The organism is Mucilaginibacter pedocola (assembly GCF_002013915.1).
Lineage (GTDB): Bacteria > Bacteroidota > Bacteroidia > Sphingobacteriales > Sphingobacteriaceae > Mucilaginibacter > Mucilaginibacter pedocola.
In genome coordinates, this window is the sequence record NZ_MBTF01000012.1 from 644239 (window position 1) to 666780 (window position 22542).

General features: G+C 39.4%; 19 protein-coding genes and 1 pseudogene. 10 read left to right on the forward strand and 10 right to left on the reverse strand.

Annotation, left to right across the window (positions count from 1 at the left end):
- Positions 1-398: 398 nt before the first annotated feature.
- From BC343_RS15005 to BC343_RS15015, 3 genes are all read right to left on the reverse strand, one after another.
- A complete protein-coding gene (locus BC343_RS15005) occupies positions 399-5756 on the reverse strand; it encodes a hypothetical protein (protein ID WP_078348594.1) in 5358 nt (1785 codons plus the stop codon).
- A gap of 401 nt (positions 5757-6157) precedes the next feature.
- Complete coding sequence (locus tag BC343_RS15010) at positions 6158-8200, reverse strand: NACHT domain-containing protein (protein ID WP_078348595.1); 2043 nt, start codon at positions 8198-8200, stop codon at positions 6158-6160.
- 27 nt (positions 8201-8227) lie between these two features.
- Complete coding sequence (locus BC343_RS15015) at positions 8228-8944, reverse strand: SMEK domain-containing protein (RefSeq protein ID WP_078348596.1); 717 nt, start codon at positions 8942-8944, stop codon at positions 8228-8230.
- 805 nt (positions 8945-9749) lie between these two features.
- Between BC343_RS15015 and BC343_RS15025 the strand changes: the two genes are divergently transcribed.
- The 6 genes from BC343_RS15025 (at position 9750) to BC343_RS31600 (ending at position 16421) form a co-directional block, all read left to right on the forward strand.
- A complete protein-coding gene (locus tag BC343_RS15025; protein ID WP_078348598.1) occupies positions 9750-12212 on the forward strand; it encodes a hypothetical protein in 2463 nt (820 codons plus the stop codon).
- Between the two features lie 2 nt (positions 12213-12214).
- On the forward strand, positions 12215-14011 hold the full coding sequence (locus BC343_RS15030) for a nuclease domain-containing protein (protein ID WP_078348599.1): 1797 nt from the start codon (positions 12215-12217) through the stop codon (positions 14009-14011).
- 500 nt (positions 14012-14511) lie between these two features.
- A complete protein-coding gene (locus BC343_RS15035) occupies positions 14512-15735 on the forward strand; it encodes a site-specific integrase (RefSeq protein ID WP_078348600.1) in 1224 nt (407 codons plus the stop codon).
- Positions 15736-15746: 11 nt separating this feature from the next.
- The gene (locus BC343_RS31590; RefSeq protein WP_238381781.1) at positions 15747-15896 is read left to right on the forward strand and encodes an ORF6N domain-containing protein; all 150 of its coding nucleotides are present in this window, start codon (positions 15747-15749) and stop codon (positions 15894-15896) included.
- Positions 15853-16044 carry an ORF6N domain-containing protein gene (locus BC343_RS31595; RefSeq protein ID WP_238381786.1) on the forward strand — a complete coding sequence of 64 codons (192 nt, stop codon included), beginning with the start codon at positions 15853-15855 and terminating at the stop codon, positions 16042-16044. Before BC343_RS31590 ends, BC343_RS31595 begins: the two co-directional genes overlap by 44 nt.
- A gap of 35 nt (positions 16045-16079) precedes the next feature.
- Positions 16080-16421, forward strand: coding sequence for a hypothetical protein (locus BC343_RS31600; protein WP_238381782.1), 342 nt, complete (start codon positions 16080-16082; stop codon positions 16419-16421).
- Between the two features lie 24 nt (positions 16422-16445).
- On the opposite strand, the gene BC343_RS15045 is transcribed toward BC343_RS31600, so the two are convergent.
- Together BC343_RS15045 and BC343_RS15050 are read right to left on the reverse strand one after the other, a co-directional pair.
- Entirely contained in the window at positions 16446-16721 is a 276-nt protein-coding gene (locus BC343_RS15045; RefSeq protein WP_078348601.1) for a hypothetical protein, read from the reverse strand.
- Positions 16718-16990: a helix-turn-helix domain-containing protein gene (locus BC343_RS15050; protein ID WP_078348646.1), complete on the reverse strand. Its 273-nt coding sequence runs from the start codon at positions 16988-16990 to the stop codon at positions 16718-16720. The genes BC343_RS15045 and BC343_RS15050 overlap by 4 nt, the downstream gene beginning before the upstream one ends.
- 674 nt (positions 16991-17664) lie before the next feature.
- Between BC343_RS15050 and BC343_RS15055 the strand changes: the two genes are divergently transcribed.
- Entirely contained in the window at positions 17665-17949 is a 285-nt protein-coding gene (locus tag BC343_RS15055) for a hypothetical protein (RefSeq protein WP_078348602.1), read from the forward strand.
- Between the two features lie 26 nt (positions 17950-17975).
- On the opposite strand, the gene BC343_RS15060 is transcribed toward BC343_RS15055, so the two are convergent.
- From BC343_RS15060 to BC343_RS15080, 5 genes are all read right to left on the reverse strand, one after another.
- Positions 17976-18362, reverse strand: coding sequence for a helix-turn-helix domain-containing protein (locus BC343_RS15060; RefSeq protein ID WP_078348603.1), 387 nt, complete (start codon positions 18360-18362; stop codon positions 17976-17978).
- A gap of 14 nt (positions 18363-18376) precedes the next feature.
- A complete protein-coding gene (locus tag BC343_RS31030; RefSeq protein ID WP_156088754.1) occupies positions 18377-18532 on the reverse strand; it encodes a hypothetical protein in 156 nt (51 codons plus the stop codon).
- Positions 18533-18783: 251 nt separating this feature from the next.
- Positions 18784-19062 (reverse strand): hypothetical protein, encoded by a 279-nt coding sequence (locus BC343_RS15070; RefSeq protein ID WP_143822192.1) that lies wholly within the window; start codon positions 19060-19062, stop codon positions 18784-18786.
- Between the two features lie 324 nt (positions 19063-19386).
- On the reverse strand, positions 19387-19587 hold the full coding sequence (locus BC343_RS15075; protein ID WP_078348606.1) for a helix-turn-helix transcriptional regulator: 201 nt from the start codon (positions 19585-19587) through the stop codon (positions 19387-19389).
- Between the two features lie 5 nt (positions 19588-19592).
- Complete coding sequence (locus BC343_RS15080) at positions 19593-20123, reverse strand: hypothetical protein (RefSeq protein WP_078348607.1); 531 nt, start codon at positions 20121-20123, stop codon at positions 19593-19595.
- A gap of 246 nt (positions 20124-20369) precedes the next feature.
- Here BC343_RS15080 and BC343_RS15085 point away from each other — a divergent pair, with 246 nt between their 5' ends.
- From BC343_RS15085 to BC343_RS15095, 3 genes and pseudogenes are all read left to right on the forward strand, one after another.
- Positions 20370-21164 carry a hypothetical protein gene (locus BC343_RS15085; RefSeq protein WP_078348608.1) on the forward strand — a complete coding sequence of 265 codons (795 nt, stop codon included), beginning with the start codon at positions 20370-20372 and terminating at the stop codon, positions 21162-21164.
- A 107-nt stretch (positions 21165-21271) separates the two neighbouring features.
- Entirely contained in the window at positions 21272-21679 is a 408-nt protein-coding gene (locus tag BC343_RS15090) for a hypothetical protein (protein WP_078348609.1), read from the forward strand.
- Between the two features lie 32 nt (positions 21680-21711).
- Positions 21712-22497: pseudogene (locus BC343_RS15095) on the forward strand (IS3 family transposase); the annotation flags it as partial.
- Between the last annotated feature and the right edge of the window lie 45 nt (positions 22498-22542).

Consider the following 22542-nt stretch of genomic DNA (forward strand, 5'->3'; position numbering starts at 1 on the left):
CGTCGAAACCTTCATCAACTTGTAGCTGTCAAGATTTTGGACTATCAAGTGGATTTAAAATACATTGTTCGTGTGCGAACTGAAAAGTAAAAACGTCATCAACGCAGTTGGAGAACTTGAAAACGAGACTTGTACCGAAGATATTACAAAGTGCCCATCTACTTAAAACTTCAGCAATTTCGAATGCGGTAAGGGTCAATAAAAGTCTGTCTTTTTTAAAGACGCGAAAAGAAAAACACAATTCCCTTAAATGAAGATTCTTACGCTATCATATTTTTGTGCTCGAGACAAATCCGCAATAAAGCCACTTAAAGCCAGTGCGATACATTTAAAGAGCTAGGAAAAGAAAGCGATATCTGTAAAATACCGCCCCGTGAGAGCGATCCAATGCTTATCTTTTATTTATTATTCGTTGCTGAAAAAGCGCGTAATATTTTGCAGACGGATTTAATCTCGGGCGTACCGTTGACAATACCGAATTCCATCGTCTCATGAATAATTTTTGGATCAATTTTCTCATAAATAGGCAAACTATGAATTAACAGATCTCGCCCATTAAATTTCATTTGCTGGTTTTGGCCGTTTAGGAATTTGTTTCCACTGTTAAAAATAAAAATGCTTTCAATACCTATTAAATAAGCTGACCGCGAGTAATTTCGTACCTCTTTATCTGTGTGAAAACTAATCAGTCCAAACATCCACAGCATGGTGGCATGTTCTTCATGATGCCCATCTTTTTCATATTGGTTTAACAATGTTTTTATACATCCTTCTGCCAAGCTACTCAAATGAGTAAAATCATGTTCACTGATATAATTTGAGATGTAGGTCAACAGACTATGTAAAAGATTTCCGTTTAATGTATAAGGCCGGTCAATGATTACTTTAAACAATATCTCCAGAAGTTCAACCGGAAAACTTACTTCCAGATTAAAGAGTTCCTGGAAATATTCATCAATATCGTTAAGGCGATCCTCCTTTTGATCCTTGATAGTAGTTATTAATGCATCTACATAAGGTGCGTTTGTGCCTTTGTTTTCCAGCATGATCTCCTTGATCAAATATACGGTGGCTCTCAAATGCGCATTGGCAGGTTGCCGATAGAACGGCCAGCCAATTTTATTTCCGGCAATGAGCAGGGTTTCAAAAGCAATTGCGTCGTTACGGCAAAAATCGATAATGGAGTCAAAAAGTACAGCGGTTTTTGGTTTGGCCGATACATCTTTTCCTGCGCTTTCATAGTCGATCTGGTATAGCAAAACAGATAAGATGCCATCCATTAGAGCACTGGGAATATCGTCGCTGTCAACCAACAATTTATTAATATCTGACTGTTCGTACCGTTTGAGCGATTGGGTTTTATTGGTCGCAAAGAAGTTTAAGTAATCCGGATGTGAACGGCTTCCAACAAATGATAAAGTAGGATCGCCAATTCGAAACAATAGTGAACAAATCACATCGTCTTGGCTACCATAAGTTTGCAAAAGATTGACCAGCTCATCATTCGGCACACTACTGAACTCACTGGCGATAATGGTGAGTTGATAAATCCTTGTGTTATAATCGAGACGTTCTCTGACAGCCGGGTAGCTGGTCAGTTCCCTGGCTGCGTTACCAACAGGTTCGGCAATTTGAGGTTTTTTTTTACAGATCGATTTTAACCAACGGTAGGCGAAGTCTAATTCATGGGTGCCCATGGACCTACCATCAAAGACCAGGCTGTTCAACATGTTTAGCGCCAATTGTTCTGTCGGGTTCTGTATTAACTGATAAGCGCTGTATAGAAGTGGGAGTTGGCCACTATTGCTTTTCATAGTTTCTGCGAGCGTTGTGCAAGCATCTATAAAACCAGTTTCGTTAAATGGCGCTTTTTCAAAATCATCGACCCGGAATAACACCCGAGGATTTTCCTGACATTCAATTAGATATACGGCTGCTTTTTCCTGAACTGAAATGCGGTTTAGATGAAAATAATAGAGTTGACTGGAGGCTGCTTTCCGACGATGAGCATTGTCGCCGTGAAAAGCCTTCAACAACAATGGCAAGAAATTGGGATCCTGACCAACCGATTTAAGCCCGTCACTACCTATAAAACTGGAATCATAATCGAAGTAGTCACCCGTCCCCAGTAGACCATCAACCAATTCTTGCTGGTGACTCGGGGTTAAAGGATAATTTTGGTGGTAAAGTATAAATAAGGCGTAATACCTCGCGGTTTGAGGTAGTGTACTTAGCGAACGGTCAATCTTGGCTAAAATTTCAGGACTGTAGTTCAATTTCATACAAAAGCGAATCCATTGTTGGGAATCCGAAAGGCGTTTATCGGCGGCGATAATGGTGCTTTCCAACTCTTCATAGCTATGCTCAGGAAAACAAGCTAACAATATACTGCCAGCATTAAATCGAAGCCTGAAGTCAAGGTTTTCTTTGGCGCGTTGCAGCGATTCCCGGTATTGGGGATGGCTTTCCAATAAATTTCTGAAAGCTTCACGTATTTCCGGGTATCTTACCAGCAAGCTATACTCAGGTAAGTGCCGCACGACATGCAAAAAAGCAGATTCGTGTGTTTCGACCACTTCGGGCAGTAACTTTAAAAAATAATAAAGATAGAGTTCAGGAACATGGTCTTTATTCTTCTTATATGGCGTAAACTTCAAAAAATACGATAAAGATTTAAAAGGGTCAACCATCAGAAGTTGGTCTAGAATCTTACGGCGTAGCGGGCTATCATAGTGCCGCCATTCTGACTGAGAAACTAACGCGCGGGCTATAATGAATAAATCCGTAACCTCATATTTTTCAAACAATATTATCGCTGCATCATCTGCGTTTTTCAGCAGGTTTAAGGCTACAAAAGTTAGATAAGCCTTAAGTCCCTTTCTCCCAACCCGCTTCTCAAGAGTATGGAATAAACGTTCATCCCCACTGGCAGCTATGCTGATGGCTGCATTAAGAATAGCATTGTTTAATTCTCCTTGACTATATTCTAACCATAGGCGTACTGCGGTGCTTTTATTATTATGGTCACGTGTACATTCGATCTCCAAACCTTCTAGAATCAGAGGGAGGTCCCCGTTCGCAATACCTTTTTCTAAGATGGTTAAGCTAAAATCGTAAAGTAGCCGGTCATTGACACAGTCGGCAATCAGACGATATCTTTGTGATTTATTGAATGCTTCGGGCACTACCAGTACGAGAATAGAGAAAATCTCGCCACACCAACCAGTCGCAGCGGAAATGTGATATGGAATAATGACATTGATTACTTTACGTTCGTGCTCGGTCAACTGAAATGCGCGTATGGTGAAGTAATTTTTCAGAATATGTGCAATTAAGGTTTCATCGCCATGATGTGCCGGCTGTCTAGGATTCAAATATTCTTCAAAAAACCAATTAAACCCCATCTCCCCGGCTAAATTGATGGTATCGGCCAGCACATATGGCGAATAGGAATCCGGAGTATTAAAGTTTCCTTCTTCCTGCCAAAGTGTTAAAGGCCTGAAGTCAAGCTTAACGACCAATTGAAAAAAATGCTGAGCTAACTGATTATTTTTAGACTCAGAAATAATTGAAGCGGCAATGGGGATATTATCTGCATATGCCAAAAGCGTACCTATGATCGTTCTTAAAAAGGACACGATCTGCGACGATAAACCTTTAAGCCGGCAAATGGCAGCTGCAAAAGAAATGGGTCGCCAGTTATTGCTCAACACTTCAATATGGAATCCTGGCTGTCGCATTTGCCCAGCTAAAAAAACGCCATAAGCAACTTCAAAAAGCGGCTGGGAAGTAAATGATAACGTACCGTCCGACTCTTGTAAAAAGACATTTTTATAAAATAAGATGGCCTCAGAAACGACGACGTTTTTATTTGCAATTGAACCCACCTGCTCATCTATCAATTCAAATAACCGCGCATCATGGATGATTTGCTTCTCCGTATCCGCAATTGCTGAAGCGATAATACCGATGATTTTTTCGCGCTGAAAGGTATTGGGAAATGCTTCAAAAAAATGCTGGTAGCTGATTTTTGTATCTGTAATGTCCCAGTCCAACCGTTTGCAAAGTATCTTATACATGAGTGAACCCATGCTTTCGTCTTCAAGTGACTCGGTGAGATACTCTCGGATAAGACAGACGATCAAAGGTGTTTTGGCGATACTTAATAGCTGTTTACGTGAGTTAAGGAAATGTAGCCTGCGCTGGGTATCGGCTTCCGCATCTACTTCATTAGGAATGCCATTCCGCAGCGCTTCATTTTTCAAAAGCTGGCAAATCTCGCTTTCCGTCAAATCCAAGGTTGTCAAGCAGTTCCAGTCGTTGAAGTTGAGAGCATGTTGCAGTTCAAGCGGGCGTCCTGTTGCAATAACGGTAATATGTTTATAATTGCTGCTGATCATGTGTAAATGACCAATCAACTGTTTAGCGTCTTTAAGTCCCAATTCGTCTAATCCGTCGATAACAAGCGTGGCTTGCTGCTGGCTGCGTAGCAATACTTGGATATTAAAGTTTTTGATGCTGGGCAAAATATTGTTGTTTACATAACGTTCAATCTCCAATAAAAACGGATTAAAGTCTAAGGTGATCCGTCCTTTCAAATAGCTGACAGGTATGAAAATGCAAACTCGTTCTTTATCTTGAATTTGATGAATAACGAACTGGCTGATCAGGGAGCTCTTCCCGCTACCGATTTCACCAAATAAAAAATTGGGCTTTGACGGTATGATCAAAGAGCCGATTTCCCCAGTGATGATGTCGACAGGTACAACTTGTTTTAGATTGGAAACAGAAAGGTGTTGGGGGTTGATCCTTATCTCGTTAGCATGTCTTTTGACAAGCCGGCTTAAATAAAAAGGTATCTTATTCCCTGGCGAAAGCGCGTTGTATTTTGTATACAGGAAATCCTGGGTAAAATCCGCCGTTTTGGTTTTTAGGTCGGTATAATCTTCATCAACAAAAGCATACAGACTGGGTGGAATCTGATCATTTTTAATTTTATAAAAGATGTTTTGAATCTCGGTATTTGTCAGAAACCGCAGTGTTTGGTCTTGCTCATACTGGTCATCTTCGAGGCGCTCTCTGAGCCAGGCCCGTATAAATTCTTCTTTGCCGTCAATAACAATCTGATGTTGACGACCGTATTCCTGGATTGCCTTGGTGAGTTCTTCTTTTACAATCAGATGGTCCGGCATACCGAAATTCCAGAGGATTTGCTTAAAAAATGCTTGCCATTGATCTTTGTCCCAAGCTGCCAGTTCGGAGTAATGATTAAATTTTCCTTTATACTGACTTTCATATTCGTCAAGAATTAGCGCACGGCAGGCGCTGATTAAATTGTCATCAAAATCATCACTACCGATTAAAAGCGATAAAATAGGTTCCTCAGGTAATGTTATTCCGAGGGCTTTGATCTTTTCGGTTTGATTTTCTTTGGCGATAGCATTTGTGCTGTAAAAATTGAAATAAACATTTTTGCTTTGGGCGACGGTATTTTTCAGCCAATAGTCAATAAAGTAAACAAGGGTATTCAGGATTTGAACACTGGTAAAGGAGAAGTTTTTGGATTTATAATTCTTGTTTTCTTCAATGAGTTTCCGGGTGTCGCTGTAAATGTAAATGTCCCCGGCATATTCAATAGCGATATGAATTTGGGCACTGGCATTCAAGCTCAGGGTATCGAACGCCAATTTTAATGCTCGGAGTTTTTGAAGAGTTATTCCTTTAATTTTGTCCGACGCTTCTCTTTTAATATCCATTAAATACTATTTCTATCGGGTAAAATTAAGGATAAACCAGTCAAGTTTTATGGGGCATGTCCAGTAGGTTAATATTATTTTGCGGCATTATAAAAACCTTTCAAACACAACATTGAAAAGCAAAAGCCATACTGCTGCAATAGGCAAGCGACTTGAAATTTTTAAGACTTAAAGCGATTATATACATCAATGCTGGGTGGTAAATATGCGACCATTGACCACTTTTTTCCCTGCTTTGTAGAGAATAGGTTTGCGTAAAATAATATTGAACGGGCATTTCCAATCAATCGGGGTGGTCAAAGCGTCCCGGAATAATTGATTACTGATTTGCATAATTAGATGGTCAAGGCTTCTGATTCTCTATCCTAAACCTTTAATTTGACCAAAACAGTGGGAAAATCCTAATTCTCTAAAAGATTCTTACCGGTTTTTTGATAGGGTTTAAGCAAGCCGTCAAGGAAGTCCCGGTAACCTGACTTCGGCAAACCACGAAGTAAATGCATAAAGGGTGCGACCTGATGTTCATCCTGAAAAGGCTCAGAGCAAGCCTTGCGAAGGAGGCTTTGGGTGATTCCCATATCTTTGAACTTCTTATAGGTTTGCTTGACTTCTTCCGGACTCAGCATAGTAGCAATCGTCGCTATCCAGTTGAATTTCGGTTGACCAACAAAAACCGGCTGTCCGAATGTCGACCGCATAATCGGAATGACTACTTCTATGCCGTATACCCGAATCATATCTTCTAAAACCTCCATATAGCGGTCAACTAAAGTGACCCCATGTAAATTCCGGACCGTCGCCTGCAAAGCGGTTGCTTGCACCGGGTGCCATTCGTGAAATTTGTCAACCAAACTCCAATCTCCGAGTATTGCACCTGTTTCATAAGCAAACGCCCCAATTTGCTCAGCGTTCAACGTGCCCGCGCCAAACATTTCTTCACATACCTTTTGAATGATCGTCCTGAAACGTTCCGTTCGGTATAAGCTCGTCAAAAGATTGAATAATTGCTGAGGATGGTCAACCCACCCTTCCTTTACAGGGAATTGCTTCAAGAACATCGCCAAAATAGACAGCCTGATCACCCTTGCCGCGGTCTTATCATTGAGGTTAGACAGGTATTTAAGCACGGGTAAGAAAAAGAGCAAAGCTTCATTCGGATTTTCTGACAGTTGATAATCGACCAGTTGAGTAAAAAAGTTCTTATTGGTCAGTTGGCTGTCGACTTGCAAAATCAGCAGTTCTAGAACGACTGACCATGAAGAAAGGCCCATGTTCTTGGTTAGAATATCGTAGAACTTGTCCCGATCATGGGTCATATAGAATTGGCTGAAAATATAATTGGCCGTAAAATATTCCAGAAAGGTCTTATGGGTAAACTTGTTCTCAAAATAGATCGAACGCAGTTTGGCATACTCCAGGAACTCGGTGGCTGCTTTGCCTGCTTCGTCATGATCATCAAAGTCACCGTTAGACAGTAAGTAATTGCGAATGTGATTTCCGACCACATGGTTATTCAATTTGACACCCGCTTGCAGGTATTGCCAAAAAGCTATGGCCGCGAAAACCGCCAATTTATTCGTGATCTTCAAGTTGAACTGTAGTTTCTTTTCCTTCTCATCCCGATGCTCTACTAGGGTATCCGTGCAACCTTTATAGATAAGTAATTTATTGGCAGGAAGCTCTAGTTCGTTCCGATACAGAATAATGATCAGCGACAGCAAAAGCGGATTATATTTAAGTTCCGGGTCTACCTGTTCCAGCTTTTGCAAACAACCCGCAATCTCTGCTTTCCTGACCGTTTTATCTGATTCCTCCAAACGGTACCATTTTTCCAGATATGCTTTAACGCGCACATCATTAAAATCACGGACCTCCAGTTCATTAAAATCGCTAAACGATACCTCTTCATAAGATTCATAGCGGCTAGTCACGATCAGGCGGACATCCGGGTAAGTCCCGGCGAACTGTTCAATAGCGTTTCGAACCGCGATCCTTTCCTGTACATCGAATATTTCATCCAGTCCATCAAAACAAACAAGGCAGGGAAAATAGGTCAGTATTTTGATCATCCTTTCCAAAGTCAGATGCGTCTGGTATTCACTGGCTAGCACCCGCACAAGGTATTCTGCCAAACCAAGCTGATTCTTTAACCTTTCCTCGTTATAGCGATGAAGCTCGATGCGAAAAGGTAGAAAACGATAAATATCACTTTCTTCAAAGACCGATTCATCCTGTTCCAAGATCTTACAGATGGCATATTTTACGATAGATGACTTTCCGGCTCCCGGGTTTCCCAGTAACACGTTATGCCTCCCATAGTTAAATAATTTACTGAATGCATCATCATCGATTGCTGTCCAGCGTTTCATCTTTATACTAACATTTGCCTTAATGGCATCATATTGTTTCAGGAACGTCTTAAATTCTTTTTCGGTGGTCTTCAAGTCAATGTGGCGATGCTCATAAACATCTTACCGCCAATAAGTTAGAGATGTTCGAAATGCAATGGCGGGAGTTACGAAAATGCCATATAGTTCCACCTCCCGAGGCCGTTTGCTAACGGACAAACCAAAGAAATTGAGACGCGAAAAATTGATCAGGCATTTCTCCTGGTATTGCGCACGGAAGTTTTCATAATCCTTGTAATGAAAGTTATCACCAAGAAAAATATCCGAAAACTCCATTTCCAGCAATTCCCGTATACGCATCACTTTATTGATATCTACAAGGCAACTTATCAAAGGATACAGGTCTGTTAAGCTGACAATGTCCCTGTCAACATTGAAACGCACCTTTTTACGCGTCACCTTCGAGATTGCCTCAATACTGTAATTTCGTTGCTTTTCTGTCAGAATGAGCATCATTACCCGGTTGACACGTTTATCTAATCCGCGTTCTATAAATTTACCCAAAGTGTGTTTAACCTTTTCCAGCGTATTACTGGCCGTGACCTGTACCCCGAAACGGGAATGGTCATCGATCAGGTCAAGTGAGGCAAAATTTTTGCGTTCTGTCGCATTGGCATTCTTAAAGTCCGCATTATAAATAATATTCAACACCGGTATCATTATAGTCTCGGCATGTTTATTCAGGTCGTATTCTCCAGCGGCGGTAGCTATCTTGACCTCCACCGTAAAACGGGTCAAGTAGTCGCGGATATCAAGAAGTAATTTGTGGCGGTTCGACATAACCAGTGCAATAAGGTAACGACTGCAATTTAGTGATCCGGCACGCTATAAGCAATTAATAAGCCTTATTATCTTAGGATGCTGACAGGAAAAAGGCACCAAGAAATTTTTATGCACCGCCATAGATATTGGCTTTGCGAAGAATGCAAATACGGATATGAAACCCGTATACCGTCAAAAGAATACATAACGCAATCAACATGATTGCGGAGGAAGGTCATGAAGAACTGGTCAAAACTGCCCAAATATTGTCCTAGGTTTTCCGCAAAACATAACCCAATCTTATCGGGGGCATGACTCTTGAATCCCTTGGCCGTCTTAAAAAAATGCTTTATCGCGTTAATTCTCTCGGGACTGAACGTTTTTTTTAGAGATCCCCGATGATTGATTTTTCTGATGCCATTGGAGTAACGCACCTGTGTCACCATGAAACCACTATGGCTAAAATTTCATATAAGTCCTCTAACACTAATGCCCCGACCTACTAACAGTTGGCCGTCAGTGCCTGCGTTTGTTTATCCAAAGCTGCTACCCTTATATCAATAAGTATCAAACCTCAAGTACGAGGTGGGATATTTGTACAAAAATGAGTTAAGAGAATCGGAATCTACTCCGAATTTATTCAAGTCGGAATGCAAATTATTAAAATGGCATCAATTCCGAATAACGTAGTAAATCTATAGCGTCTTAACATTAGACTTACAAAAGCTAGTTAAATATTTATTAACTAATCAAGCTTACAAAAGATTAATAAAGTATTTTAGTATTTTAATCAACCGTTCCAATTTTATAATACACCTTGTCAATGAAAGTAATCGCAAAGTTAAGTCGAAGAACTTCTAACCCTACTCTCGGGTACATCAAGCCAATACTATATTTTAATAGTGAAAGAAATAAATTTTTAAAAGCTGAAGAAAGCGATTTCCCAAATGCAGGGGAGATATTTATCTATGGAGGGTTTTCTAATATAGAGACACGTGTATCTTACGATGAGCTTTTCGAATTAGATGAAGTTAAAAAAACAGAACTATCTAAATATGAACCTGGTAGTCCGTCGAGTTGTTACTATTCAGCGAACTCCGATGGATTTCGAAGGCTCTCTTTTATGGAGTTTATCAGAATCCTAAATGTTGATTTCGACTTGGATAAAAGGACTATTAATGATGGTTATTTTAGCAATAACCAGTATTCACCTATTTTCATAAGGAACAGGGGATTAATCTATGGTCCATTCTCATATTCGGATGGAACGCTCTATCCTTTCAATCTCACTGATTTTGACTTAGATGGAGTTGATTTCGAGGAATCTGTAGAAGATTTTTTTCAAAATTACCGAGATTGCATATTCAAATATAATGAGTCGGAGCTGGATGCTTTGATAGTGGGCGATTATCTTTACAGTTTAACTGAACTTGTAACTATTACGCCTAATGACATCATTTATTTTGGAACTATAGATTCATTGTTGAATTGGGGAAAGCAATTTTTGAAAACAAAATTGAATGACCAAGAGATACAGATCTTAACTAAATTAAAAGACGTTAATATACCTGATACTAATAATCCTCTTGTTAGTCAAAAATTGTCCCTATTGTTCAATCATTTTGAAAATCAAAACAAATGGTTCAACATAGATATACCTCGATATCTAAATTCTTTTCTGACAACAGAAAACGGGCAGATATATTTAAACCAATTTTTAGAAGATAACGAAGTTTCTTTTTTCAATGAATATAGAAAAAGCGAACTTGATGTTATCGAAAGAAATTTACTTGAGAAAAAGGAAGAGTTGGATGGACTTGAACTCCAAGTAAACGACCTAAAAATAAAGCTACATACCCAAGATGACCGAATTTTTGAAGGAATTCCCGAAGACGAAAAAATCAAACTCAAATCAATTATAACAGATATTGATAAAAGAGAATCTGTAATTGCATTCGTCGAAGAGAGTCAAAGACTTAATGATGTTACAGAGGAGATTCAAAAAAAGGAATACTTAAGAGAATATCTAAATACACAAATAAATGACTTAAAAGATCAAGAGAAGGCAATTAAAGTCGCAATGAAAGGAGTTAAAGATGAGTTTTTTAACCATACTGATTTTGCTCGTAAAGTTATGGACGCAAAAATTTATACGGACTTAATAAACAACATCGATCCTAGCCTTCAAGATACTGATGTTGATAAACAGAAAATCAAGAAAGTTAATCGTCTAAATACGGTGACTTTTGAAAATTCCAAAGCGTTCTTTCTAGAAATTCAAAATAGATTTTCCAAGGAAAACAGAGACATCAGTTATAATGATTTAGTCAACTTGATGGTTACTACAAATCAAAATTTTTTGACAGTATTCGCAGGCTTGCCTGGTGTCGGTAAAACTAGCTTGGTTGAAAAAACCAGCAAGATTTTGGGATGTGAGTCTAATAATCGGTTTTTGAAAATACCGGTTGCAAAAGGATGGACTTCGTCAAGAGATATATTGGGATACTTCAACCCGCTTACAAAAAAATATCAAAGGGCAAAAACTGGCTTACTTGATTTTCTACAATCTTGTGAAAACGATTTCAAAGCGAGTAACTCGGTGCCGAGCTTTGTATTGTTAGATGAGGCCAACCTTAGTGCGATGGAACACTACTGGTCAGATTTTTTATCTGTGACAGACGGAGATTACAAGAAGGAAATTAACGTGACTGATTCTTTGAAAGTTTCTTTTGGATCCGGTGTTCGCTTTTTGGCTACAATTAATTATGACCATACGACTGAAATATTATCTAATCGATTAATTAGTCGCGCTCCAATAATTCGTTTGGCCAACTCGAATGGATACAATTCGTTAATGACAGATACTATTAACAATTTTGATGACATCTTTTCTCTTGAGCAGTTGAACAATTATATAAATCCAAAATCTAATAAAGAGTATTTTAAAGATGACATTAGGAACAAATTTGAATCAATCATAAGTGTTTTAGAAGATGATAATGGCAACGGAAATCCTACTATAATCGGACATAGAAAATATCTTGCGGTTGAAAATTATTGTAAAGTAGCTGGGTTATTATTAGAAGATGACAATAAATTTTTAGCATTAGATTACGCTGTAATGCAAAATATTTGGCCATTGATAAATGGCAGAGGCGAAGGATATTATCGTAGACTTCAAAATTTAGTTGAAAAAACTCAGGGGCTGCCAAATACCAATCATCATCTTACACGGATAATCAAAACAGGTGAAGATAATTTTAAAAATTTTAGTTATTTCTGTTAGTCGTGGAGCGATTTGAAACATACATTTCGAAGGCTAGTTACAAAACAAGTCCAATCGAAACATTTTTAATTAATCGTAACCTTATTATAAACATTACTGATAATGATTATGTAAATTTCCAAATTGTGTGTTCGCGACCTATTGAAGATAATACATTTGTTTGGCTGTCGAATTATCGGTTTCCGCTACTTTTTGAAAGAAAAATTGATAATAACTTTTATTACAGTATTCAAACTGACGGATTTTTCGGAAACCGAGAAAGAGAGATTTTTAGCCATGTATTTTCCGATTCTTTAGGTTCAAAATCATTTTTAAAGTTATTTATAAACAATTACGGCATATGTGAAATTGACCTTGAACTAGAAATTAATGGCGTTAAAAAATATGAGCGCATAGGCTCAATAAAAATATCATCAATTAAAATTGATGATATTAATTATTTGCTCGGGTATTTATTGGAGAAAGAATTCTTCTACTGGGAATCGCTATCTCTAACCAAGAATGAAGCTACCGATTTGCTCAAAAATCGCGAAAATGTGCTATGGATTCTCAATAAAATACAATTTATAATAAGCGAATTCGAAAATGGTTTTATGCCTAATTTAGAGGACTATTTTTATAAACTTCAACCAACGTCCAAAATTACGAATTGGGATAACGAAAACACGCTCGATGATCAATCACTTTTGTGGATAATGGATAATCCTGGAGTACTTGAGTCAGCGACTGCCTATGATGAAGAACGGTTTATCATTCTAAGTCGTAACTACAAAGCGAAAGAGGTGTTAGTTAGAACATTATATGAAGATAGTAACACACCCGAAAATCAAATCATACATTCTTTTGTAAACGAACTGTATTCCACTTTAAATGACTTTGGTAGTATAATTCGTACAAAAATTAAGATAGTGGTCGATCAAGATGATTTTAAAGTCAGATTACAAAAAAGCTATTTCTCAAGGCTAAACGAATTGATAAACAACTACAAACAAAAGTTGAGTAAAATAAAATATTTATTGCAAATTAAGATTCCTGTAAAAAGCTTAAGTAATGTAACAATAACAAATTTTCGTTTCGACGCGAAACCTCATTATCAAAAAATATTTCATCTAATAAACTTATTCCGAAACAAAAAGGAAGCTTTTTTCTCGCAAGATGTATTGTTTTCTGGGACTAACGATATTTCTAAATTGTATGAGATTTATTGTCTTTTTAAAATCATCGATGTAATTAAAAATACTCTGCAGTTCAGTCCTATCAATCATGCAACCAGTGCAAGAAATCATTTCAAGTCCAACGAAGATGTATTGTTTGATATTGAGCCTAATATAAATTCGATTTACTCATTTGTAAAAATGAATGAGACGATAAGACTTAATTTATTTTATGAATTACTGCCCGATTCGCTTGTAAATGTATCTAAAACAGGCGATTATAGATATCGCCCCGATTTTGTTTTGGAGCTAATCGAAAATGACAATAAATCTTATATCATATTAGACGCGAAGTACAAGAAAATAGGTACCATCGAAAACCATGACTATGAAGAATTAACACTTAAATATCTTCATGGCATTGGCAACGTTAATGGAGGTCATTCAACTTTGTTAGGGCTGATGGTTATAAACCCCATTAGTGGTGGGGGGATTCAATTCTATCAAAAAGGTAAATATTCTATGTTCGGTTCTACGCCCAGCTTGCCGTTAATAGGGCGTGTTCAGCTAAGTGTCGAAGACGGAAATATTGCGTACTTGGAACAAGTTTTAAAAGAATTTATGTTATTGAATCGCAAAAATTGACGGCAACAGGTATTAACTAGTGTTTTTATTGACAACTAAGGCTTCGTTGGTTACTAAACAAACTCCTCCTTCGTCTAACATTTTAATTATACATGGGTATGTATGTCAATTTCTGCTTATATTTGTGTGATAGCAATTGAGATTATTCAATTTGATTTGAGCGGGTCTATAGCGAGACTATTATTTCAAAATCCGACATTCAAACGCGATAAGGGCTAAAAATTGTAAAGTTACAAATCCCTCCCTCTCCGCAATTTATATATCGAACGATTCAAAAACGCCTTAAATGCATCATTTAAGGCGTTTTTTTGTTTCAGGGCACCTCCAAATTATTCAATAAATCGCATTCTTCTGGTGACCTATTGGTGACCTATTACATCAAGGGCACCACAGGTCACTAGAAAGCTTATAAGTCGCTATTAACCAACATGTTCAGCAATTGAACATCTTGACCGATAGCGTAGGAAGTAACTAATTTTATCCACTTAAAGCAGACTGCAATGAACAAGTCTTTTTCCCTGCTCTTTTATGCAAAGAGCTCCAAAATGAGTGCCGATGGCACCGCACCGATCTACTTACGCGTCACTATCGACGGGCAACGCATCGAAGTCTCCTCTAAACGCAATGCCATTCCATCTAAATGGAACGCATCTGCACAGAAACTAACCGGCACAGGAGAGCAAATCCGTTCGGTGAACGAATACCTCAAAACATTGGAACACCAGGTTTATGAAGTGCACAGGCAGATGATCGAAAAGAAACTGCCACTAACGGCCGCCAATCTCAAAAATGTATTGCTCGGCAAGGAGGAAAAACCAGTTGGTAAAACACTCATCCCCATATTTGAACAGCACAATAACGAAGTAAAGGCGCTTATTGGAAAAGAGTTCGCCAAAGGCACCTTTGACCGCTATGAAACCAGCCTGAAACACACCAAAGATTTCCTGCTATGGAAATATAAGGTAGCTGATATCGGCATTGATGGCATCGACCATGAGTTCATCATGGCTTACGATTTCTATTTGCGTACAGAAAGGAACTGTAACAATAACTCTACGGTAAAATACCTTAAGAATTTCAAGAAAATAATCCTGATATGCATCGCCAATGGCTGGCTGGATAAAGACCCTTTCGTGAAATACAAGCCGAAAGTAAAGCAGGTCAAACGCGACTTCCTGAATACGGAAGAGTTAGCAGCCATGGCAACAAAAAAATTGGCAAGTAGCCGCACGGAACAGGTCAGGGATATCTTCCTGTTCTGCTGCTATACCGGGTTGGCCTATGCGGATGTCAAGAAGCTGAAACGTTCGGAGATCGTGCCCGGTGTTGATGGCGGTAAATGGATAGCTACCAGCCGCAAAAAAACAAATACGGCTTCTAACATCCCGCTCTTGCCGCAGGCTATTGAATTGATGGATATTTATAGAGAACATCCGCAATGCGTGAATGAGGGCTTGCTGCTTCCCGTATTGAGCAATCAAAAAATGAATAGTTACCTAAAGGAAATAGCTGATGCCTGCGGCATAAACAAAGAGCTGACCTTCCATATTGCTCGCCACACTTTTGCAACTACCGTAACGCTTGCCAATGGTGTCTCCATTGAAAGCGTTTCTAAAATGCTTGGGCATACCAATATCAAAACGACACAGCACTATGCCAAAATACTCGACCTGAAAGTGAGCGAGGATATGGGCGCGTTGAAGGCAAAATTCAGTACCATTTAACAAAAGTCAGAATGAATAACGAAACAGTGATCACCTCAGATGATACCATCACAGATAAGATCTACCACATCAGGAATAAAAAGGTGATGCTGGATAAAGACCTGGCGGCCTTATACGATTCCTACCGGGCAGTTAAACCGCGCAGTAAGCAGGAATCTTAGCCGGTTCCCTCCCGACTTTATGTTTCAATTAACAAGGGAAGAGCTCAACAACTTGATGTACCAAAATGGCACATCAAGTTGGGCGGCACCCGTAAACTTCCCAATGTTTTCACGGAACAAGGCGTTGCCATGCTCTCCGGGGTGTTGACAAGTGAATGTGCCGTGAGTGTCAATATCCAGATCATGCGGATATTCACAAGAGTTCGCGAAATGCTTTTGGATAACACGGAGCTTCGGTTAGAGATCGAGAAAATAAAAAAGGAATTGAACAACCAGGGTAAAAATATGGAAGTGGTTTTCAAATACCTTGACGAATTATCGGCATGGCTGCCAAAAGCCCGAGCGATACAAGAAAACGGCTCGGGCATAAACCTGACGATATATAACTATTCCATATCCGGCAAAGGGGGCAAGTTCCGCCGCCCCCGATTCCTTGTGGCAACAAGCAAAGTGGTTTTCGTGGACGAAAATACATCTTTGCTGGGCGCACAGGCGGCCAGCGGCAAGCCTGCCAAAAGCCGTTGAAGCAATCGGAGTTTGGAGCCAGCTTTACATTGGCCAATCAACCTCGCTACCTAATTTCGGATGATAGCTGGGGCGGTAAATGATATATTGCTTTTCGCTCAGGTCCCTGATACACCGGTGGTATGTGGCGATCGAGTTTATCTTGGAGATGCGCATCAGTTCACGGCGGTTGACCCGGAATGGTGCGGCATGCCTATTCCGTTGCCAGCTTGCAAGCACGGCATAAAATAAGGCAATGTGTGAAGTGAGTAGTGTAGAATCTTTGCTCAGGCGGGTAGTCAACGGTTGAAGTATTTTCATGATGTAGACCCTTCTTCCAGCAAAGCATTGATGTCATCCAGCTTATAGTACAACGTCGAACCGACCTTAGTGAAACGCAGTGTTCCATTAATGCGGAGGTTTTGCAATGTGCCGGGTGAAATATTAAGCAGGCGCCGCACTTCCACGCTTTTCAGCCATTGTTTTTGCTCGGCATTTACTGCCGGCTTCATCAATTCTTTGAGTTCGGTAAGGAGTTCTTCCTTAAAACGGAAAAGGTCTTCCTGTGTGAGTATGTCTATTGCTGCCATAATCATTTTTTTATGGAGCGAAAGTGGCAAGGTTTGGAGGATACTACTCCCCGGTTGTTCCCGGAGGGGAAATATTAATCCTAGTGTCCCGTAAGACGGGCCATCGTAGCCAAGAATTACTGACCATGCCCTGGGATGCCGACAAAAAAAAACTTGGCTATAATTCAAACATAACAAGGTTCTTTGTTTATTGCACACAGCTATCCATTGCAATGCGTAAACAACCGGGAGCAGTAAGCAGCAGGGATGTCAAGGCCGGGACTCCGCTGAAAAGCGCAGGCCCGCTTGTATAGCCTTGACGTTCTTGCTGCGGTGCTAATTTTGTGATGGCAGTGCAGCGGATAGTGTTGAATTTTCTTTGAGTTCAGGCATTGTCCATTATTACGAATGTTGATTTAAGGTGTAGAGGTTTCCTACAGAAATAATTCTGCGGAACCAATTATGGTCAATTGAAATTGCTATCGTAGAACTACATGGAGTAATACCACAAGTCCCTTCGATACAGAAAGTACAGATAATGGACTACGATGATTTCTTTGAGGTTTATTTCGGTCACTTCAACAGTTATATTTCTAACGCGTCCGAATATTTCTATGCGATAGGGTGCCATGAAGATTGCGGGGCATAATTATTGTTGCACTACGCGTATCTGATCAACTACTACTAATACGCTTATGAATGCCGAAAAAATTTACTTTGAAAACCAATTTTGCAATGAAACTGAATGCCTGCCGCTTGCCGATGCTATCCGGGCATCGCTATCTATCGCCGACTATTATCAGCCTGAATGCTTTGTACTGAAAGTCAAAAAATGGGGAGAGTACCACGTGAAAGCTTATTACCGTGTCAACGGGCTATTATATTATGCCACCGCAAAAATGGACCGCTCAGGTAATATTACTGAAAAAAGGCTGAACGTTCAGAATTTGAACGGCACCGTGCTAAAGATCGCTGTCTGAAACGCAGTAGCCAGGAAAGGCTATCATTAATTTTTTGTGCTGTTAGGTTTGTCTTTCTGCGCAAGAACTTCTTCCAGAAGGAAAATGGCTTTTCTTTGCAGTTCTAATATTTCCCTATCCCGTGCATCAAGGCGTTGCCTACCCCTTTCGATATGTGCTTCGCCTGGGCGGGGAGGTATGACCTCATTAGAAACCAAACTTAGCACATCCACTTCAAACGCCTCGGCGATCTGTCCGAGGCGGGAAAAGTTAATATCGGTAAGACCATTCTCGATCTTTGATAATGAGGCACTGCTAACGTCGAGCTTTTCAGCGACCGCTTTTAGGCTTAGCCTTTTATCTTTCCTTAGAGGCCGGATATTTTGCCCTACGAAAGCATTTATCGATAACGTACGTTGTTTTTTTCCTCCCATCGAAAACTTATAGGCTATATTGACTTATCGGCAGAATAAACCACACCGCTGCTTAGCAATATACACTCCATATCCAGCCGGTATAATAATTCGTCATATTGTTCCAGTAATGGGTTATTATTATCGTAAGCAAATAACAACTTCCTTAATTCATGATAGCCGTTGCGCATTTCATTCAACAGGTTTTCGACTTCGCAAGTAGTGATTTGGCTCTGCAATAATGCACGTAAAATCTTCGTTCGCAATTCTGCAACTTTCGTTTTTGTGTCGATAATTGATAAATATACAGCGTCCTTCGTCACTACCTTAATTTGGTGAATTATAAAATAGCCTATTTTGCAATTATATTCCTAATGCGAATATAATGCCAAGAAAGGTAACCTTATGAACGTAAAAGCGAGATCAGGAATTCTTATTCGATCTATCCCTTAACGTCGAATTCATTCAGCGGCATAATATTTTTCCAAAGTTCAATAGCATTCGTATTGTCGATAGTAAGGCAGATCGCTTCCTGCATCTCTTTGGAAATATTACCGCCTTTAACTTTGGTCCACATGCCCCGGTGCCTGCCTTTTTCCAGCAACATGGAATCACCGCCAATGATCTGCACGAAGAAAAATAATTTTTCATTCGGCTCATCGCTTAGCGGGATGCACTCAAAACTATAAACTATACCTGCGCAAGATGTATTTAGAAGCATCTGAAAATGCATTACGTTTAATACAATTTTTATTTTACGGCAACATACACAAATGTTATATATACGGACTCAAAATTATGGACGATACGGCATACACAGCTGCTTAAAAGCCTGCCTGCAGATAAAACCTAAGTTCCGACCCTACACCTATTATAACAAAGCCCTCGGCTCAACGAACCGGGGGCTTTTGATAAATATAATTCCCTCAATACAACTTGCCGTTGCTATTAATTATTACAGGCGGGCAATAAATATGTTTTACCCCAGCTTTGAAAAATAATTTTTATTGCGCTCTAATTCTTCAAAAATTGAGGCTATTAGCAATTAATCCGAATCCTCCAGGCTAAAGAGGTCTTCAACCTTCACATCGAAATAATCCGCAAGCTTCAAGGCGATAACCGTTGAAGGCACATAAACATTTTTTTCAATAGAATATATCGTCTGCCGTGACACGTTCAGTATTTTCGCCAGATCATCCTGCGTAATATTTGCTTTCGCCCTTTGGACTTTTAAAGTGTTCTTCATAACTGCTACCGGATGAATATCAAATAGCCCACAACCATTAACAGCACACAGATATAAACGAGGAAAAATATTTTATTACGCTTAATATTCGTTCCGACCGTTTCATTGCTCCTGATCCACAACGGATCCATATACAAACCAATATTGAACAGTAACAAATAAACCGAAAGGCTTATAAGGATAATTAGCGGCAGGTCGTTTGATAAGCTAATTATTACGTGAGTATTTACCGTTCCTACGAAACTTAACGCAATCAGCAAAGAAACCAAAATCCCGAACCCAAACTGGAAAACTTTGCCTCTAATGGTTTTTACCCGGTCATCATCGATACGTTCTTTACTGAAAGCGATTATAAACAAGCCAAACAGGATCAATAAAAAGCAAAGCTGCGAATGTTGGGCAGTTGAAAGGCGTTTTATGATCGTAAAAGGGCTAATGCTCTCCAGGATCATTAATAGCAATGCTGCGCCTGTTAATGCCAAGCCAGCGATTTTGGCTTTATAAGACTGCTGAGGAAATAAAGTAAAATTGTTCATATCTTTTTAATTATTGCGCAATATAAGTAAACTTTACAAAATGACAAGAAAACTATTAAATTTATCGGTTTATGGCTTGTTAAAAGATAGTAATATATTTCAAAGGCCAAATAGGCTAATGAATATTCTGAATAATTTTAAATTCTCAATTAAATTTTGTTTAATCATGAATTAAGGTAGATTTGAACCAAGCAAATCAAAATGTATTGATTTGTATTTTTTTAACTAAACCTTAAAACAAAAAAAATGAAAAAAGTATTTTTTTCTGCGGCTATGCTATTGGCACTAGCCATCGTTTGGGCTTCTTGCCAAAAAAACACTACCAACCCATCTGCCCAAGCAAGTGATGCTGGCAAATTAAAAACAGCGGATATTGGAATGTGGCATAACACAGCCCTTGACCTTCTTGCGCAACAACAATCCACCCTGAAGGTCAACTCGACCGGTGGCTCTGTTCAGCCCACATTTAATGAAGTAAGAGAAAAACTCATTGTGTCGCTTGTAAAAGAAAACCCTGAAATATTTAATGAGGGTGAGATCAGAAAATCATTAAAAGCTCTGGATGCAACTAAAAATGCGGCAACCATCCATGCATGGGGCAAGATGGATGGATTAGATAAACTAAGCTCGATCATTGAAACACTGAAAGATAGAAATGACATTAGCCAACAATTGGTAAATGCTTTGGAAGACATTCATAAGCAGACAAAATCAGGCGTAGATGTGGAGACGATATTAGTTTCAGTAAATAAGTTGACGACAACGAATTTTAGCGAAAAAGACAGAAAGTTCGCAGATGCTTTTGCTGTTGTTTATAATTCATCTTACAATTATTGGAGTGCTTCGGCAAAAAGCGCAAATGGCTTGAAAATAAATAAAGTTGCCGAACCGGGTCCAAGCGGTTGCAACCAGGTTATCATTGCTGCTGATGCGGCTGGTGCACTATATGGAATGATTACCGGGCCAATATCTTCTGTTTTGGAGGCTGCTGCATTTTCTTTCCTTGCATCGATCAACCCGCCTTGCGAGCCGGCAAGCTAATACGAAAATATTACGAAAGCAAAAGGCTGCCTCAGAAAATGAAGCAGCCTTTTTGCTTTAGGTACTTGTCCCATCCTAAAATAGGTTGACACAAAAAGTGTTAACAAATGAAAGAACAAGAAGTTAAGGCCTATCAGAGAAAGACCCAAAAAGATTACAGTTTATCATTTAAACTGGAGATTGTAGACGCAGTAGAAAAAGGCGAACTTACTTACAAGCAGGCGCAGTTGCGTTATGGCATCCAGGGTAAAAGCACCGTGTTGGTTTGGTTGCGAAAACATGGTAGATTAGATTGGAAAGAATCAGAAGCCATGAAAAGAGATACACCCAATAAGAAGATCCGGGAACTGGAAAAGAAGCTAAAGCGATTGGAACAAGAGAAAGAAGTTTTGAACCGAGCTATCGATATAGCCGACAGCCGGTTGAATACTGATATTAGAAAAAAGTATTTGAGCCTGTTGTCAGAAGCTACAGAACAGGCTCGAAGCGAGACCGACGAACCGTTGGATTTGTAGCTAACGTTTTAGGATATAGCCGTCAATATTTCTATAAGCACTGCAAAGAGCAGGAGCAAAAGAACGAACAGGAACTGCAAATAAAGCAGCTTGTTGACAAGGAGCGGAAAGTATTATCCCGTTTAGGTGGCAGAAAACTTCATCATCAGATCAGAGATAGCTTGCAAGCGCAGGAGATCAAGTTTGGGCGGGATAAACTGTTTGCCCTGTTAAAGAAAAATGGGATGCTGATATTGCCTAAACGCAGATACATACAAACCACCATGTCAAAGCATTGGCTAAGAAAATACCCTAACCTGGTTAAAGATATCGTTGTAAAACGTCCCGATGAGGTATGGGTAAGTGATATTACCTATCTCAAAACAGATGAGGGCAATTGTTATCTGAATATGGTGACCGATGCTTATAGCAGGAAGATAATGGATTATGCGATAGCTGATAACATGGAAGCGGCACAAATGAAGCAGGCCTTTCAAATGGCTATCAGGAACAGAAAAAACAGGCAGCACCAACTTATACATCATTCAGACCGGGGGATGCAGTACTGTAGTGCAGAATATGTAAGTATCGCAAATCAGCATCAGATCAAAATCAGCATGACTGAAAATGGAGATCCTTATGAGAATGCACTGGCTGAACGGATGAATAGAACTTTAAAGGAAGAGTTTGGCTTAGGCAACGTACTAAAATCAAAATTGCATGCAAAATTATTAACAGAAGAAGCTGTTGATCTGTACAATAATTACCGGCCGCATTTATCTTTGAAGATGAAAACACCTCAAAGTGTTTATAAACAAAAATCCCAGCTACTCACGTAACTGGGACTATCGTAAAATCTGTCAACTTATTTCAGGACGATTCAG

Bases quoted from the DNA above. Each gene is read 5' to 3' on its own strand.
- BC343_RS15060 (WP_078348603.1), bottom strand. From the start codon at position 18,362: ATGGGAGGAAAAAAACAACGTACGTTATCGATAAATGCTTTCGTAGGG.
- BC343_RS15050 (WP_078348646.1), bottom strand. From the start codon at position 16,990: ATGGCAGCAATAGACATACTCACACAGGAAGACCTTTTCCGTTTTAAG.
- BC343_RS15035 (WP_078348600.1), top strand. From the start codon at position 14,512: ATGAACAAGTCTTTTTCCCTGCTCTTTTATGCAAAGAGCTCCAAAATG.
- BC343_RS31030 (WP_156088754.1), bottom strand. From the start codon at position 18,532: ATGCGCAACGGCTATCATGAATTAAGGAAGTTGTTATTTGCTTACGAT.
- BC343_RS15075 (WP_078348606.1), bottom strand. From the start codon at position 19,587: ATGAAGAACACTTTAAAAGTCCAAAGGGCGAAAGCAAATATTACGCAG.
- BC343_RS15085 (WP_078348608.1), top strand. From the start codon at position 20,370: ATGAAAAAAGTATTTTTTTCTGCGGCTATGCTATTGGCACTAGCCATC.
- BC343_RS15015 (WP_078348596.1), bottom strand. From the start codon at position 8,944: ATGTCGAACCGCCACAAATTACTTCTTGATATCCGCGACTACTTGACC.
- BC343_RS15090 (WP_078348609.1), top strand. From the start codon at position 21,272: ATGAAAGAACAAGAAGTTAAGGCCTATCAGAGAAAGACCCAAAAAGAT.
- BC343_RS15005 (WP_078348594.1), bottom strand. From the start codon at position 5,756: ATGGATATTAAAAGAGAAGCGTCGGACAAAATTAAAGGAATAACTCTT.
- BC343_RS15055 (WP_078348602.1), top strand. From the start codon at position 17,665: ATGAATGCCGAAAAAATTTACTTTGAAAACCAATTTTGCAATGAAACT.
- BC343_RS31590 (WP_238381781.1), top strand. From the start codon at position 15,747: ATGAATAACGAAACAGTGATCACCTCAGATGATACCATCACAGATAAG.
- BC343_RS15080 (WP_078348607.1), bottom strand. From the start codon at position 20,123: ATGAACAATTTTACTTTATTTCCTCAGCAGTCTTATAAAGCCAAAATC.
- BC343_RS15025 (WP_078348598.1), top strand. From the start codon at position 9,750: ATGAAAGTAATCGCAAAGTTAAGTCGAAGAACTTCTAACCCTACTCTC.
- BC343_RS31600 (WP_238381782.1), top strand. From the start codon at position 16,080: ATGCGGATATTCACAAGAGTTCGCGAAATGCTTTTGGATAACACGGAG.
- BC343_RS15070 (WP_143822192.1), bottom strand. From the start codon at position 19,062: ATGCTTCTAAATACATCTTGCGCAGGTATAGTTTATAGTTTTGAGTGC.
- BC343_RS15045 (WP_078348601.1), bottom strand. From the start codon at position 16,721: ATGAAAATACTTCAACCGTTGACTACCCGCCTGAGCAAAGATTCTACA.